Genomic DNA, 13528 nt, shown 5'->3' on the forward strand with positions numbered 1-13528 from the left:
CCTCGAGATTAGATTTCCCATTCCTTTGGAAGTAAGACCCCTGAGAGATGATCAGGTAGATAGGATGGAAGTGGAAGTGCCGTGAGGCATGGAGCGGACCATTACTAATCGGTCGAGGACTTAACCAAAGTCAAAACGCAGTTTTCTCTGAAGTGTTTGAATCTAGTTTTGAGAGAACAAATTTCTTTCAACATTTAAATAGTGCGGTGACGATGGCATGAAGGATACACCTGTTCCCATTCCGAACACAGAAGTTAAGCTTTGTTACGCCAAGAGTAGTTGGGGGATCGCCCCCTGCAAGGGTAGGAAGTTGCCGTGCTGATTATTCCGGCATAGCTCAGTCGGTAGAGCATCTGACTGTTAATCAGGGTGTCGGCGGTTCGAGTCCGTCTGCCGGAGTTATAATGGAGAGTTGTCCGAGTTGGCCGAAGGAGCATGATTGGAAATCATGTAAGGGGGTAATGACCTCCTTCAAGGGTTCGAATCCCTTACTCTCCGTTGCCAAAAAATGGCCCGTTGGTCAAGTGGTTAAGACACCGCCCTTTCACGGCGGTAACATGGGTTCAAATCCCGTACGGGTCATTATAATTTTGGAGGATTAGCTCAGTTGGGAGAGCGTCTGCCTTACAAGCAGAGGGTCACAGGTTCGAGCCCTGTATCCTCCATCTGGTCCTATGGTGTAGGGGTTATCACGCCTGCCTGTCACGCAGGAGATCACCGGTTCAAATCCGGTTAGGACCGTAGCACTGTTAAGTGTTAATCAAATCAAAACATAGATGATGGCTCGGTAGCTCAGTTGGTAGAGCAATGGATTGAAGCTCCATGTGTCGGCGGTTCGATTCCGTCCCGCGCCACCATGGAAGGGTAGCGAAGTGGCTAAACGCGGCGGACTGTAAATCCGCTCCTTCGGGTTCGGTGGTTCGAATCCACTCCCTTCCATTTTATAGGGATATAGTTTAAAGGTAGAACTACGGTCTCCAAAACCGTCAGTGTGGGTTCGATTCCTACTATCCCTGCCATGTTTTGATGGCGATAGTGGCGAAGTGGTTAACGCACCGGATTGTGGCTCCGGCACGCGTGGGTTCGATCCCCATCTATCGCCCTTTGATTGGGGTATAGCCAAGCGGTAAGGCAAGGGACTTTGACTCCCTCATGCGCTGGTTCGAATCCAGCTACCCCAGTAAGGATTTGTTCCTTTTTTATGGCGGTATAGCCAAGTGGTAAGGCAGAGGTCTGCAAAACCTTTATCACCGGTTCAAATCCGGTTACCGCCTTTAGAGTAGTTGCCTGAGGCGCTAACCTATAATATTAATATTTTATGCCGGTGTGGCGGAATTGGCAGACGCGCTGGACTCAAAATCCAGTGTCCCTTGGGACGTATCGGTTCGACCCCGATCACCGGTATTAATGATATATGTAGAAAAGACAAGGTTTAGTACCTTGTCTTTTTTTGTACATTCAAGCTAGAGAAATTTAAATTTTAAAATGGTCTATGTTATCTTACAACTAATTAAAAATGATTCCCAATTGATAAAGGATTGAATGTTAATGGAAAGTTTAGCTTATATTATGCAACCAGGAAAATTTTTGATAAGAAAAGTCGATGCAACACCGAATTTAAAAAAACGATTGTTGGAGTTAGGAAGGTTTTAATTGTAAAACCACTTGATGTAAATGATGCAGCTATTGTTTATCTTCAAGGACAACGATTAGCCTTAGATGAGCAATTGGCTAATCAAATTAAAGTGGTTGCATTTAATTTTAGTGAGGACAATTTAAAGCTAACTTTAGCAGATATTAAGCCTGAGCAAAGTTGTTTGTTGGTTAAAATTAATGGAACAAGTCAATTTAAACAGCATATTATGGAAATGGGTTTAACACGTGGTACTTTGCTTAAGGTTATTCGTTTAGCACCTTTGGGAGATCCAATTGAATTACGTGTGCGAGGATATAAATTAACCTTACGCAAACAAGATGCCAGCCAAATCTATGTACAGGAAATGAATTTATGAAAAAGACAGTTGCATTAGTAGAAAATCCAAATAGTGGAAAAACAACGTTGTTTAATGTTTTGACAGGTGCTAATCAAACGGTAGGAAATTGGCCAGGAGTGACTGTCGAACGTAAAGAAAGGAAAGTTAAAGTAGCTTTGGATATTACGCTTCAGGATTTACCAGGAGTATATTCACTGACACCATATACACCAGAAGAAATAGTTAGACGACAATATTTATTAGATGAGCATTCAGAAATGGTCTTGGACATATTAGATGCAACTAATTTAGAAAGAAATCTATATTTAAGTTTACAATTGTTAGAGCTTCAACAACCACTTGTGATAGCTTTAAATATGATGGATGCCTTGGGAAAACAGAAACGCACTATTAATTTAAAAAAGCTAGCTTATCTATTAGATGTTCCTGTGATAGGAATTAGTGCTTTAAAAAAGAGCAATTTAACTAAATTAATTACAGAATTAAAAAATACAGTACAGATACCGACTGTACCGATTTATGATGATCGCTTGGAAAATGCTTTGGCAATGATTGTTGAACAACTGCAAGACTCAAATTTCAAAAAGAATTTGCGGTGGTATGCTATTAAATTATTTGAAGGTGATCAAAAAATTTGGTAGGAATTAAATCTTGCTAAGCAACAAAAACAAGAAATTTACGATATTATCAAAACAGCAGAAGAACTCTTTGAAGATACTAGTGATAGTATCATAGTTAATGCATGATTTGATTATATAACACGTATCATAAATCAATGTGTGATTGATAAAAATGATTTTTAGTTGAGTTTAAGTGATAAAGTCGATGCATTATTAATTAATCGTTGGTTAGGTATACCATTTTTTGCTTTAATAATGTGGCTAGTTTACTTTGTATCAGTACAAATACTAGGTGCTATTGCTTCAGATTGGCTAAATGATGTGTTATTTGGCAAGATTTTACCACACCTAGTGACACAAATTTTGCTAACTTGGCAGGTTGCAGATTTTATGCAAAGTTTAATTGTTGATGGTATTTTAGCTGGAGTTGGTTCAGTATTAGGGTTTGTTTCACAAATAGCTTTACTTTTTTGTGTTTAAGCATATTAGAAGATTGTGGTTACATGACGCGTATTTCTTTTATCATGGATCGTATTTTTAAACGTTTTAATCTTTCAGGGAAATCATTTATTCCAATCTTGATTTCGACTGGTTGTGGTGTGCCTGGAATTATGGCGACACGTACTATCGAAACACCTAAGGATTGCAAGTTAACAATCATGTTGACCACTTTTATGCCTTGTTCAGCCAAATTAACAATTATTGCCTTGATAGCTGGGACCTTTTTTAATAATAGTGGCTTAATTACTGCTTCGGCTTATTTTTTAGGTATTTTAGCAGTTGGATTTTCGGATATTTTTTAAAGAAAACGCGTTTGTTTGCGGGAGAAACACAACCGTTTATTTTAGAATTACCAGCGTATCATTTATCTAAAATAGATAATGTTTTACGCAATGTTTATTATCGAACTAAAAGTTTTATAAGTAAGGCAAGAAGTGTTATCTTCACTTCATATGTTTTAATTTGAGTATTGTCTAATTTTAACTTTCAATTGCAAATGGTAGATCAAAATCATAGTATTCTAAGAACTTTAGGTGATTTTTTAGCACCAATCTTTAAACCTTTGGGCTTTGGTGATTGGCAAATGACAATTGCTTGTTTAATGGAATTGATAGCTAAAGAAAACTGTATTAGTTCGTTAAGTGTTGCATATGGTGGACTTAAAGGTGCTGCTTTCCATCATTTTTTAGCTTTAAACTACAGTGTCTTTGCGGGTTATGCCTTTTTAGTATTTAATCTTTTGTGTGCTCCTTGTTTTGCCGTGATTGGAGCAATGTATCGCGAATTTGGTAAATTCAAGTGGACAGTATTGTCTATAGCTTATCAAACACTTTTAGTTTATTGCGAAGCTTTGTTAATTTATCAAGGTTCATTGATAATAACCAATCAAGCTACATTAGTAACATATGCATTATGCCTAGGAGTTATAATCTTTTTAAGTTATGGTTTTTGCAAAAAGAGTAAGGAGTGATGATAAAAATGGCAACAATTATTTTGATGATAGTAATTTTGGTTTTACAGGCTATGTTATTTATCAAAAATTGGTCAAAAAACAAAGTTCGTGTAAGTCTTGTCATGATTCAGACTGTCCTTTAGTAAAAAAAGAAGATAAAGATAGATAAAATAAAAAGGCCTGAAACTAGCAAATTAGCTTATTTCAAGATCTTTTTATAATTTATCTGAATAAATTTTATAATGCAGAAGTAATAAGATTTAAATAATCTTGTTCGTAATAATTATTTTTGAGATAAACAAGATAGATTGGATGCTTAATATGCACATCGGTTAAATGAATCTCTATAAGCTCTTCACTTTGAAGCATTTTTTCGACAACTGAGCGATATAAAAAGCTAATTCCTAATCCATTTGAGAGTAATTTTTTAATTGTAGTAGGACTACCGATTTGATATTGGCTTTTAAAATCAGTAGCGGTAATATTTTGAGCGGAGATTAGATTATGAAAAATATCGTATGAACCAGAGCCATATTCGCGAAATATTACAGGATACTTAAGTAAATCTCTTAGTTGATATTTTACCGTAGCACTTAATCCTAATTTTTTTGATCCCACGGCAATAAAGTCGTCACTAAAAATTTCTTGACTACAAAATTCTTGTTTATCAAAATTGCCTTCAACTAATGCAAAATCTACTTTACCGTTACGTAACTCTGTCAAACACTGGGCAGTATTTAAGACATGACAGGTAATATTGATTTGAGGTTGTTGGCTGACGATTTTTGTAATAATTTTAGGCATCAATGAATCAGCAATGGATAAAGTTGATGCAAAGCTAAGTTGATTTTTTTCTGCAGGATTTGTTATTAAAGCATGGAATTTTTTACTTTGGGCCTGAATCGACTCAGCAAAACTTAGTAGCTTTTTGCCAGCCGGCGTCAGTTTAAGCGTCCTGTTTTGATAGATAAATAATTTGACTTCGAGTTCTTCTTCAAGTGCTTTGATTTGTTGCGAAACGGCAGGTTGACTAATATATAAACTATTAGCCGCTTTAGTATAAGAACCTAGTTGAGCAACAGTAACAAACGTAATAATTTTTGAATCAATCATTTTACACCCTTCTATAAATTTTGCTTATATTTATATTCTAAATGATTAGTTTAACTTATTAAAGACTTTTGGTAAGATATTATTGTCAAATAAAGGAGGAGAAACGATGTCAATATTTAAAAAACAGGCATTTTGGTTGGCAGCGGGCCTAACATTAATTTGTTCAATTTTAGGAACTTTGTTAGCTAAATTACCATATTTAAGTTTAATAGGAGCTTTGGTGTTATCATTACTTTTAGGGATGGCATGTCAATTTCAACCTAAAGCAATTCAATCTGCAAGTGCAGGTATCGGATTTATCTCGAATAAATTTTTGCGCCTAGGGATTATCTTGCTAGGTTTTAAGTTAAACCTTATTGATTTAGCACAAGCCGGGGTTAAGACGATTCTTTTAGCTTGTGTGATTGTGGCTTGTATGATTATAGTCACGTATTGGGTTTGCCGTAAATTTGGTGCAGAACCTGAATTAGCTATCTTAACTGCTAGCGGTTGTGGTATTTGTGGTGCTGCAGCTGTTATGGGAATTTCACCCCAAATTGATGCACAAGGTAGTGAAGAACGTAAACGCGAAAATGAAGTTTTAGCGGTTGCTGTTGTTTGTGTGATGGGGACAGTTTTTACTTTAGTTGATATCTTGTTAAAACCGATTTTACATCTTGATGCAAGTCAATTTGGTGTAGTAGCGGGTGGTTCACTACATGAAATTGCGCACGCCGTAGCAGCTGGTGGTGCAGGCGGTGCTGAAAGTTTGAAATGGGCTTTAATCATGAAGCTTTCACGTGTCTTATTGTTAGCACCGACAGCTTTGATTGTTGGAATTTGGTATCAAAAACATGTTGTTAAAAATGCTACCACAAGTGGCAAGAAAAAATTACCATTCCCTTGGTTTATGTTAGGATTCTTGTTGACTAGTGTGTTAGGGACTTTCTTACCATTCTTAAAAGAAGCTGTACCTACTTTAGTGCAAGTTGCTTATATTTTCTTAGGGATGGCAATGGCTGCTTTAGGAATGTCTGTAAACTTTAAAGTTATTGCGCAAAGAGGTAAAGGTGTCTTTACAGCTGCATTCATTACTTCTGTAGGATTATCAATCTTTACGATTATTGCAAGTAAACTATTCTTTTAAAAGCTAGGCATAAAACTTTACTTACAAAAAATAAGTTGTTATAATGATTCCATCTTAAGAAACAAGGAGCGAATCATTATGACAACTTTTTTTAATGAAGCATTGAAAAAGCGCCGTTCAATTTATTCATTAGGTAAGGATTTACCACAAAAAAATGCAGAAATTGTAGAAATTATTAAGGAAGCTATTAAGGAATCACCAAGTGCATTTAATTCACAAAGCGTAAAGGCTGTAATTACCTTTGGTGCTTCCTCAGATGCTATCTGGGATATAACAGCTGATATTTTAGAAACACAAGTTCCTAAAGAAGCATTTGCTAAAACAAAAGAAAAATTAGCAAGTTTTGCAGCTGGTCAAGGGACAATCTTGTTTTACACCGATACAGCGATTGTTAAAGGGCTACAAGATAAATTTCCATTGTATGCACAAAACTTCCCTATTTGGGCTGAACAAGCACTAGGAGGAGCGCAACAAGCTGTTTGGACTGCTTTAGCACAGGAAGGAATTGGAGCTTCATTGCAACACTATAATCCATTGATTGATGATGCATTAGCAGCTAAGTTTGATGTGCCTACAAGCTGGCAATTACGTGGCCAAATGCCATTTGGTTCAATAAAACAAGAAGCACAAGCTAAAGACTATTTAGCAGATGAAGAACGTTTCAAAATTTTTGAATAAAGGTTCCTTAAAGCCATGCATTTGCGCGATGCATGGCTTTTTAACAATAAAAGTGCTACAATTAAAATAAGCGCTTACATTTAAAGTGATAAGGAGGATGAAAAAATGAGTACGCAAGAACGGTTTACTTTAGATGAAATAACACAGAATAATCCGTTATTTTCACAGGCTAAAACAACAATAGAAACGGCATTTTATGCTAATAATATGCAGGAAGTTAGTGATGTTGCAACGGCATATCGTTTAGCAAAGGCTAATCCTAAGACAATTGTGACAGATTTAGCGATTCAACACGCCCAACAACTTGGCTTACCTAGCGATGCCAAGATGTTAGTAGATAATCATGGGGCAATTGTTGGACGTAGCGCTAATGCTAGACGTTTGCTTGGACAAGATGAAGAATCTGTTAAGCTACTAAAACTGTTGTGTGAAGCGATTTATCAAGCTAGCGATCGACCGTTTTATCGCACTCAAGTCGTAGTTGGCTTAGATGAAGATTTCATGGTCAAGGCTCATTTTGCAATTCCGCAAGGCTATGAGATGAATTTGTTATCATATTTACTTAATTTTCAAGCCTACGATACTACTTATCAACAACGATATCGAGCTTCTAAGGTTTATACTGAAAGTGATCTTTATATATATGCTAACCCGGATTGGAGTCATCCTGATTATCCAGAAGGCCTGGCATTATTTGATGTAAAACATAATGTAGCAGCTATTTTGGGCTTGCGTTATTTTGGTGAATTTAAGAAGGCAACGTTGACTTTGACGTGGGCTTTGGCGCATCGACACGGCTATATCGCCTGTCATGGAGGTGCTAAGACTTTTCATTTTGAAAATCAAGACGAGCAAGTTTTGGCTTTTTATGGATTGTCTGGTTCTGGTAAATCAACGCTTACGCATGCTAAACATTCCGATAAATTTGCGATTACAATCTTACATGATGATGCATTTGTTATCAAAAAAGCTGATGGATCTAGTGTGGCACTTGAACCGGCGTATTTTGATAAAACCAGTGATTATTTACCCAATAGCCCAGAAATTAAATATTTTACAACTTTGATGAATGTTGGTGTGACGCTAGATCAAGCTGGCAACAAGGTTTTGGTGACCGAAGATTTACGCAATGGTAATGGACGAACCATCAAATCACGCTACAGTTCGTCTAATCGAATCGACAAAGAAGCCGCACCGTTGACGGCGGTTTGTTGGATCATGAAAGACGATAGCTTACCACCAGTCGTTGCTTTGCGCGATCCGATCTTGGCTGCGACTTTTGGTGTGACGCTGGCTACTAAACGCTCAAATGCTGAAAATATTTCTTTAAAAAACAAGGATAATCTAGTAATTGAACCTTTTGCTAATCCGTTTCGAGCCTATCCATTGGTAGAAGATTATCTAGATTTTAAGGAATTATTCGCTAAAAATCAGGTCCAATGTTATATCGTTAATACGGATAGCTTTAATGGTTTAAAAATTCCTAAAGAAAAAACTCTAGCTTTACTTGAACAAATTGTCACTAAACAAGCACAATGGCAAGATTTTGGGGCATTACCGCAAATGCAGTATTTAAAGACGGATGATTATCAAGTTGATTGGGAGTCTAAAGTATATCGAAAAAAATTATTTAAACGTCTGCAAACACGTTTTGATTGGGTTCAACAATATAATCAACAACACCTTAATAATCCTTTGCCAAATGAGATCACGGCTAAATTAGCTTTATTGTTAGAAGCTTTACAGTAACTAAAAAAGCCGACGTTGCTGAAAAATAATTTCAGTAGCGTTGGCTTTTTGTTTATTGATAAGGATTCCAGCTATATTTGGCACGCGGTCCACCAATTAACTTAGGTCGTGAACCTAAAAAAGTAACATGAGCTTGCCCAATTTCTTTGATGCTAGTACGAATCGGAATTTGAACGAATTTGACATGCATGCCAATCGCAGTATCACCAATATCCATCCCGGCATGAGCTACAATATGTTCAACTTCAACGGGATCTTTAAATTGTTCAAAAGCTGCTACTTGAGCAGCACCACCAGCATGCAAACTAGGATAGACGCTGACGATTTCTAAATTATACTTACAAGCACAACTTCTTTCTACAACTAAAGCACGATTGAGATGTTCGCAGCCTTGAACTGCTAAAAAAATTCCTTTAGGTTGAAGGACATCTAGTAAGGAACGGATGATTGTTTGACCGATTTCAAGACTAGAGTGTTTTCCGATGTGTTGACCTAAAACTTCACTGCTACTACATCCTAAAACAACGATATCTCCAACTTTAAGTGAAGTTTGATCAAGTAATTCAAGGACTGCTTGTGTAACTTGTGTAGCAATTTTGGTTAAGTGATTGTTCTCCATAAGGCCCTCCTTGGTAAGTAAACGAGCAACATATTATTTATAGTATTATAACGCAAAAAATCTCTTTTTGTGGATAAATTTAGCAAATTTTATTTTAAGCTTAGTTTGATAAGCTTTCACTGTTCTTTCATATGACACAATATATTGTATTCGTTGATTTAACAACATTCTATATCTTGTGTTTAAAATTGACAAGAACACAAGATAAAGTATAAAATGTAATCTAGTAAATATAAAGAGAGCTTAATTTAAAGTCTTAATATGGAGAGGAAATGGATGCTATGATGGAGTTAAAAACAAAGCCAGAGGCAAAGAAAATTGGTTTTGTGATAAAAAAAGATGGATATCAGATGCCTTTTGCAGAATATAAGTTACGATACATATTAGAGCAAGTAGATTTACAAGCACAAAGTTCAGCCTTAATAACTTTACTTATTAGTCACTTGGCCTTAGTGCATCCAGTAACGACAGCTGCTATTTATCAAGAACTATTAAATGTGTTAATCCAAGAAGGATACGAAAAGCAAGCACAACAGATTCAACAAAAACATGAACAACAAGAAAAACAATGGCTAGAGCAAACTAATCCAGAAAAAAGATTGAGTCGTCTACAGTCTAAAGATCCAGCTTTAGTTCATGAAAATGCCAATAAAGATAGTAACGTTTTTAATACGCAACGTGATTTGACGGCCGGAACAGTGGGAAAGACATTAGGCTTAAAGATGATGCCTGAACATGTGGCTAAAGCCCATTTACGTGGTGATATTCATTATCATGATTTAGATTATACCCCTTGGAGTCCGATGACAAATTGTTGCTTAATTGATTTTAAAGAAATGTTGACTAAAGGATTTAAGATTGGCAATGCCGAAGTTGAAAGCCCACGGTCAATTCAAACAGCAACTGCGCAGATGGCACAAATCATTGCTAATGTTGCTTCAAGTCAATACGGTGGCTGTTCAGCTGATCGTATCGATGAGGTATTAGAGCCATTTGCCTTGCGTAATTACGAAAAGCACTTAGCAGAGTCAAAAGATTATATTGATGATCCAGTCCGCCAAAAAGAGTTTGCTAGAAAAAGAACTAAAAAAGATATCTATGATGCGATGCAAGGATTAGAGTATGAAATTAATACGTTGTTTTCTTCGCAAGGACAAACGCCTTTTACTACACTGGGCTTTGGTTTAGGTACATCTTGGGTTTCGCGTGAGATTCAAAAATCAATTTTAAAAATTCGAATCAAGGGACTGGGGAAAGAAAAACGTACGGCAATCTTTCCTAAGCTAGTTTTTACATTGAAAAAAGATTTAAATCTCAAGCCAGGTGATCCTAATTATGACATTAAGCAATTAGCAGTGGAATGTGCAACCAAACGGATGTATCCGGATGTGTTGATGTACGATAAGATTATCGAACTAACAGGGAGTTTCAAAGCGCCGATGGGATGTCGCTCGTTTTTACAAGGATGGCGTGATAAAGATGGCCAAGAAGTTAATTCCGGGCGAATGAATCTTGGAGTAGTAACAATTAATCTTCCACGAATAGCACTTGAATCTAAAGGTGATATTGCTTTATTTTGGGAAATTTTTGCAGAGAAGATGCAAATCGCTAAAACAGCACTTGATTTTAAGGTGAAACGTGTATTGGAGGCTATTCCTGAAAATGCTCCTATTTTGTATCAATTTGGCGCTTTTGGTAAAAGATTAAAACCAGGTCAAGCTGTAAATGAAGTCTTTAAAGACGAGCGCGCAACTGTGTCTTTGGGCTATATTGGACTATATGAAGTGGGTTGCATATTTTTTGGACCAGACTGGGAAGATGATAAACAAGCACATGATTTTACCCTAGAAATTGTCAAGAAGATGAAAGAAGCATGTGATTTATGGTCCAAACAAAGTGGCTATCATTTTAGTGTTTATTCAACTCCAAGCGAATCTTTGACTGATCGTTTTTGTCGTTTAGACGTTGCTAAATTTGGACGAGTTAAGGATGTTACAGATAAAGATTATTATACTAATAGTTTTCATTATGATGTACGCAAACATCCAACACCATTTGAAAAGTTATCCTTTGAAATGGATTATCCAAAATATGCTTCGGGTGGATTTATCCACTACTGTGAGTATCCTAATTTGCGTCAAAATCCTAAAGCACTTGAAGCTGTCTGGGATTGGGCATATGACAAAGTAGGGTATTTGGGAACAAACACTCCAATTGATCATTGCTATGAATGTGGTTTTGAAGGTGAATTTAAGCCGACAGAACGAGGATTTGAATGTCCCAAGTGTGGCAATCACGATCCTAAGACCTGCGATTGTGTAAAGCGTACTTGTGGTTATTTAGGCAATCCATTGCAAAGACCGATGGTGCATGGACGCCATGTTGAAATTGCTTCACGCGCTAAAAATTTGACGGATGAGATGAGATGAGATAAGATGAGTGAAAAAATGCCCAAAAATCCAAAGCCAAAAGAATGGTTAGCTAGTCAGTTAAGTGCAGGATATGTGGCTGATTATAAGCCGTTTAATTTTGTTGATGGTGAAGGTGTCCGGTGTAGTTTATACGTTAGTGGCTGTATGTTTGCTTGTCCTGGATGTTATAATAAAGTTGCTCAAAATTTTCACTATGGACAACCCTATAGTCAACAATTAGAAGATCAAATTATTGCAGATGTAAAAGCTGATTACTGTCAGGGCTTAACTTTGCTTGGGGGAGAACCTTTTTTAAATACGCAGGTGTGTTTGCGTTTAGCTAAACGGATGCGGGCTGAATTTGGACAAAGCAAAGATATTTGGGCTTGGAGCGGTTATACGTATGAAGAATTGCAACAAGATTCAGCAGATAAGCTAGAATTGTTGAGTTTGATTGATGTTTTAGTTGATGGACGCTTTATGTTAGCTAAAAAAGATTTAACTTTACAATTTAGGGGAAGTTCTAATCAGCGTATTATTGACGTAGCTAAATCATTACAAGCTAATCAAGTTGTTTTATGGGATAAATTACTAAAATAAAAGAGAAGACTTCAAGATTTTTTTGAAGTCTTTTTGTTTTTGCTAAATTAATGATAAGTGAAAGATAATTAATTTAGTTAATTTTCAAGATGATAACTAAATGGATAAAATTACCGTTAATAATGACAAAATGTTTGTTTAGATAGGTTATATGCATTTTTAACGCTATAATGAATAAAAATTATGTGAATTTTTATAACTTTACTATTATCAAATTATAATTAAGTAAATATTTACTTTAAGTAAGTTGTTTTTTTAGTATATTTTTATTGCTTAAAATAACAAAAAAGAAAAAAGTTGTTTATAAAGATTCTAAATTAAATAAAAAGAAGAAAAATGAATTTTTTAAGAAAAAGGTATTATTTTTTTAAAAAAAGGTGTATAATAGTATGCATAGAGAATATATATATTGTCAGGTATGTTTTAACTAAAGGAGCGATTTAAATGGTTACATTATATACGTCACCAAGCTGTACTTCGTGTCGCAAAGCTCGCGCGTGGTTAAAGGAACATAATATACCTTTTAGTGAACGCAATATTTTTTCAGAACCTTTGAACATTAATGAAATCAAGCAAATTTTACAAATGACTGAAGATGGAACAGAAGAAATTATTTCTAAAAGATCAAAAGTGTACCAAGACTTAAACGTAGACTTAGATGATTTGCCACTCAAAACTTTATTCGATTTGATTCAAAAAAATCCAGGCTTATTACGCCGTCCGATTATTATGGATGAAAAAAGATTACAAGTAGGTTATAACGATGATGAGATTCGTCGTTTCTTGCCTCGTGAGGTTCGAGTACTCGAATTACAACGTGCACAAGAATTAGCGGGATTTTAACTTGATTTGGATTAAAATTTAATAGGCTAGTTAACAAGGATTAATTTCTATTTTAAATAGGGATTAATCCTTTTAATATTGCTAGAATTGTTAAGGTAGAAAATTTAATTGGTTTACTGAATTTTTTATATTGTTGATAGGTCCTTTTAATTTTTAGATACATATTAAATCTAGCTAAACTAAAAGCTTAATGATAAATATTTAAACGGCTGATATCACATTTTAACGGATAGATAATTATCACTATATGGCTTTTTTGTAGTATGAAGTCTGTTTTTTTGCTAAAATAGTGTTAAAATGCAATATGAATAAATAATTCAAA

At 35.6% G+C, this 13528-nt stretch carries 9 protein-coding genes, 12 tRNA genes, 2 rRNA genes and 1 pseudogene (1 of these 24 running past the window's edge); 22 read left to right on the forward strand and 2 right to left on the reverse strand.

Annotated features, from left to right (window positions below):
* The 16 genes and pseudogenes from QM017_RS02035 to feoB all read left to right on the forward strand — a co-directional run.
* Positions 1-128 (forward strand): 23S ribosomal RNA (locus QM017_RS02035); it begins 2788 nt to the left of the window's first position.
* 74 nt (positions 129-202) lie between these two features.
* Positions 203-319 (forward strand): 5S ribosomal RNA (rrf, locus tag QM017_RS02040).
* Between the two features lie 7 nt (positions 320-326).
* Positions 327-399 (forward strand) — tRNA-Asn (locus tag QM017_RS02045).
* 7 nt (positions 400-406) lie between these two features.
* Positions 407-498: transfer RNA gene (locus QM017_RS02050), tRNA-Ser, on the forward strand.
* A gap of 12 nt (positions 499-510) precedes the next feature.
* Positions 511-582: transfer RNA gene (locus tag QM017_RS02055), tRNA-Glu, on the forward strand.
* 10 nt (positions 583-592) lie between these two features.
* Positions 593-665, forward strand: a tRNA-Val gene (locus tag QM017_RS02060).
* 3 nt (positions 666-668) lie between these two features.
* A tRNA-Asp gene (locus QM017_RS02065) sits at positions 669-741 on the forward strand.
* 40 nt (positions 742-781) lie between these two features.
* Positions 782-857 (forward strand) — tRNA-Phe (locus QM017_RS02070).
* Position 858: 1 nt separating this feature from the next.
* A tRNA-Tyr gene (locus QM017_RS02075) sits at positions 859-939 on the forward strand.
* A 6-nt stretch (positions 940-945) separates the two neighbouring features.
* Positions 946-1019, forward strand: a tRNA-Trp gene (locus QM017_RS02080).
* Positions 1020-1029: 10 nt separating this feature from the next.
* A tRNA-His gene (locus QM017_RS02085) sits at positions 1030-1102 on the forward strand.
* A 7-nt stretch (positions 1103-1109) separates the two neighbouring features.
* A tRNA-Gln gene (locus tag QM017_RS02090) sits at positions 1110-1181 on the forward strand.
* Between the two features lie 22 nt (positions 1182-1203).
* A tRNA-Cys gene (locus QM017_RS02095) sits at positions 1204-1274 on the forward strand.
* 46 nt (positions 1275-1320) lie between these two features.
* Positions 1321-1404: transfer RNA gene (locus QM017_RS02100), tRNA-Leu, on the forward strand.
* 134 nt (positions 1405-1538) lie between these two features.
* Positions 1539-2012 (forward strand): FeoA family protein, encoded by a 474-nt coding sequence (locus tag QM017_RS02105; RefSeq protein ID WP_282708708.1) that lies wholly within the window; start codon positions 1539-1541, stop codon positions 2010-2012.
* Positions 2009-4085: pseudogene (gene feoB / locus QM017_RS02110) on the forward strand (ferrous iron transport protein B). The gene QM017_RS02105 and the pseudogene feoB overlap by 4 nt, the downstream one beginning before the upstream one ends.
* A 219-nt stretch (positions 4086-4304) precedes the next feature.
* On the opposite strand, the gene QM017_RS02115 reads toward feoB, so the two are convergent.
* On the reverse strand, positions 4305-5180 hold the full coding sequence (locus tag QM017_RS02115) for a LysR family transcriptional regulator (RefSeq protein WP_282708709.1): 876 nt from the start codon (positions 5178-5180) through the stop codon (positions 4305-4307).
* Between the two features lie 106 nt (positions 5181-5286).
* Between QM017_RS02115 and QM017_RS02120 the strand changes: the two genes are divergently transcribed.
* The 3 genes from QM017_RS02120 (at position 5287) to QM017_RS02130 (ending at position 8733) form a co-directional block, all read left to right on the forward strand.
* Entirely contained in the window at positions 5287-6306 is a 1020-nt protein-coding gene (locus QM017_RS02120) for a putative sulfate exporter family transporter (RefSeq protein WP_282708710.1), read from the forward strand.
* 78 nt (positions 6307-6384) lie between these two features.
* The gene (locus QM017_RS02125; protein ID WP_282708711.1) at positions 6385-6984 is read left to right on the forward strand and encodes a nitroreductase family protein; all 600 of its coding nucleotides are present in this window, start codon (positions 6385-6387) and stop codon (positions 6982-6984) included.
* Between the two features lie 105 nt (positions 6985-7089).
* The gene (locus tag QM017_RS02130) at positions 7090-8733 is read left to right on the forward strand and encodes a phosphoenolpyruvate carboxykinase (ATP) (RefSeq protein ID WP_282708712.1); all 1644 of its coding nucleotides are present in this window, start codon (positions 7090-7092) and stop codon (positions 8731-8733) included.
* Positions 8734-8785: 52 nt separating this feature from the next.
* On the opposite strand, the gene QM017_RS02135 is transcribed toward QM017_RS02130, so the two are convergent.
* Positions 8786-9352, reverse strand: a complete 567-nt coding sequence (locus tag QM017_RS02135) for a TIGR01440 family protein (protein ID WP_282708713.1) — start codon at positions 9350-9352, stop codon at positions 8786-8788.
* 281 nt (positions 9353-9633) lie between these two features.
* Between QM017_RS02135 and nrdD the strand changes: the two genes are divergently transcribed.
* The 3 genes from nrdD to spxA all read left to right on the forward strand — a co-directional run bounded on the left by nrdD (position 9634) and on the right by spxA (position 13206).
* The gene (nrdD, locus tag QM017_RS02140) at positions 9634-11781 is read left to right on the forward strand and encodes an anaerobic ribonucleoside-triphosphate reductase (RefSeq protein WP_282708714.1); all 2148 of its coding nucleotides are present in this window, start codon (positions 9634-9636) and stop codon (positions 11779-11781) included.
* Positions 11782-11787: 6 nt separating this feature from the next.
* Positions 11788-12363, forward strand: a complete 576-nt coding sequence (gene nrdG / locus QM017_RS02145; protein ID WP_178196162.1) for an anaerobic ribonucleoside-triphosphate reductase activating protein — start codon at positions 11788-11790, stop codon at positions 12361-12363.
* A gap of 444 nt (positions 12364-12807) precedes the next feature.
* Positions 12808-13206 carry a transcriptional regulator SpxA gene (gene spxA / locus QM017_RS02150; protein ID WP_282708715.1) on the forward strand — a complete coding sequence of 133 codons (399 nt, stop codon included), beginning with the start codon at positions 12808-12810 and terminating at the stop codon, positions 13204-13206.
* Positions 13207-13528: the final 322 nt, after the last annotated feature.

It is taken from the genome of Ligilactobacillus sp. Marseille-Q7487 (assembly GCF_949152225.1).
In the GTDB taxonomy this organism is placed as follows: domain Bacteria; phylum Bacillota; class Bacilli; order Lactobacillales; family Lactobacillaceae; genus Ligilactobacillus.

Bases quoted from the DNA above. Each gene is read 5' to 3' on its own strand.
- QM017_RS02115 (WP_282708709.1), bottom strand. From the start codon at position 5,180: ATGATTGATTCAAAAATTATTACGTTTGTTACTGTTGCTCAACTAGGT.
- QM017_RS02120 (WP_282708710.1), top strand. From the start codon at position 5,287: ATGTCAATATTTAAAAAACAGGCATTTTGGTTGGCAGCGGGCCTAACA.
- QM017_RS02125 (WP_282708711.1), top strand. From the start codon at position 6,385: ATGACAACTTTTTTTAATGAAGCATTGAAAAAGCGCCGTTCAATTTAT.
- QM017_RS02130 (WP_282708712.1), top strand. From the start codon at position 7,090: ATGAGTACGCAAGAACGGTTTACTTTAGATGAAATAACACAGAATAAT.
- QM017_RS02135 (WP_282708713.1), bottom strand. From the start codon at position 9,352: ATGGAGAACAATCACTTAACCAAAATTGCTACACAAGTTACACAAGCA.
- nrdD (WP_282708714.1), top strand. From the start codon at position 9,634: ATGATGGAGTTAAAAACAAAGCCAGAGGCAAAGAAAATTGGTTTTGTG.
- nrdG (WP_178196162.1), top strand. From the start codon at position 11,788: ATGAGTGAAAAAATGCCCAAAAATCCAAAGCCAAAAGAATGGTTAGCT.
- spxA (WP_282708715.1), top strand. From the start codon at position 12,808: ATGGTTACATTATATACGTCACCAAGCTGTACTTCGTGTCGCAAAGCT.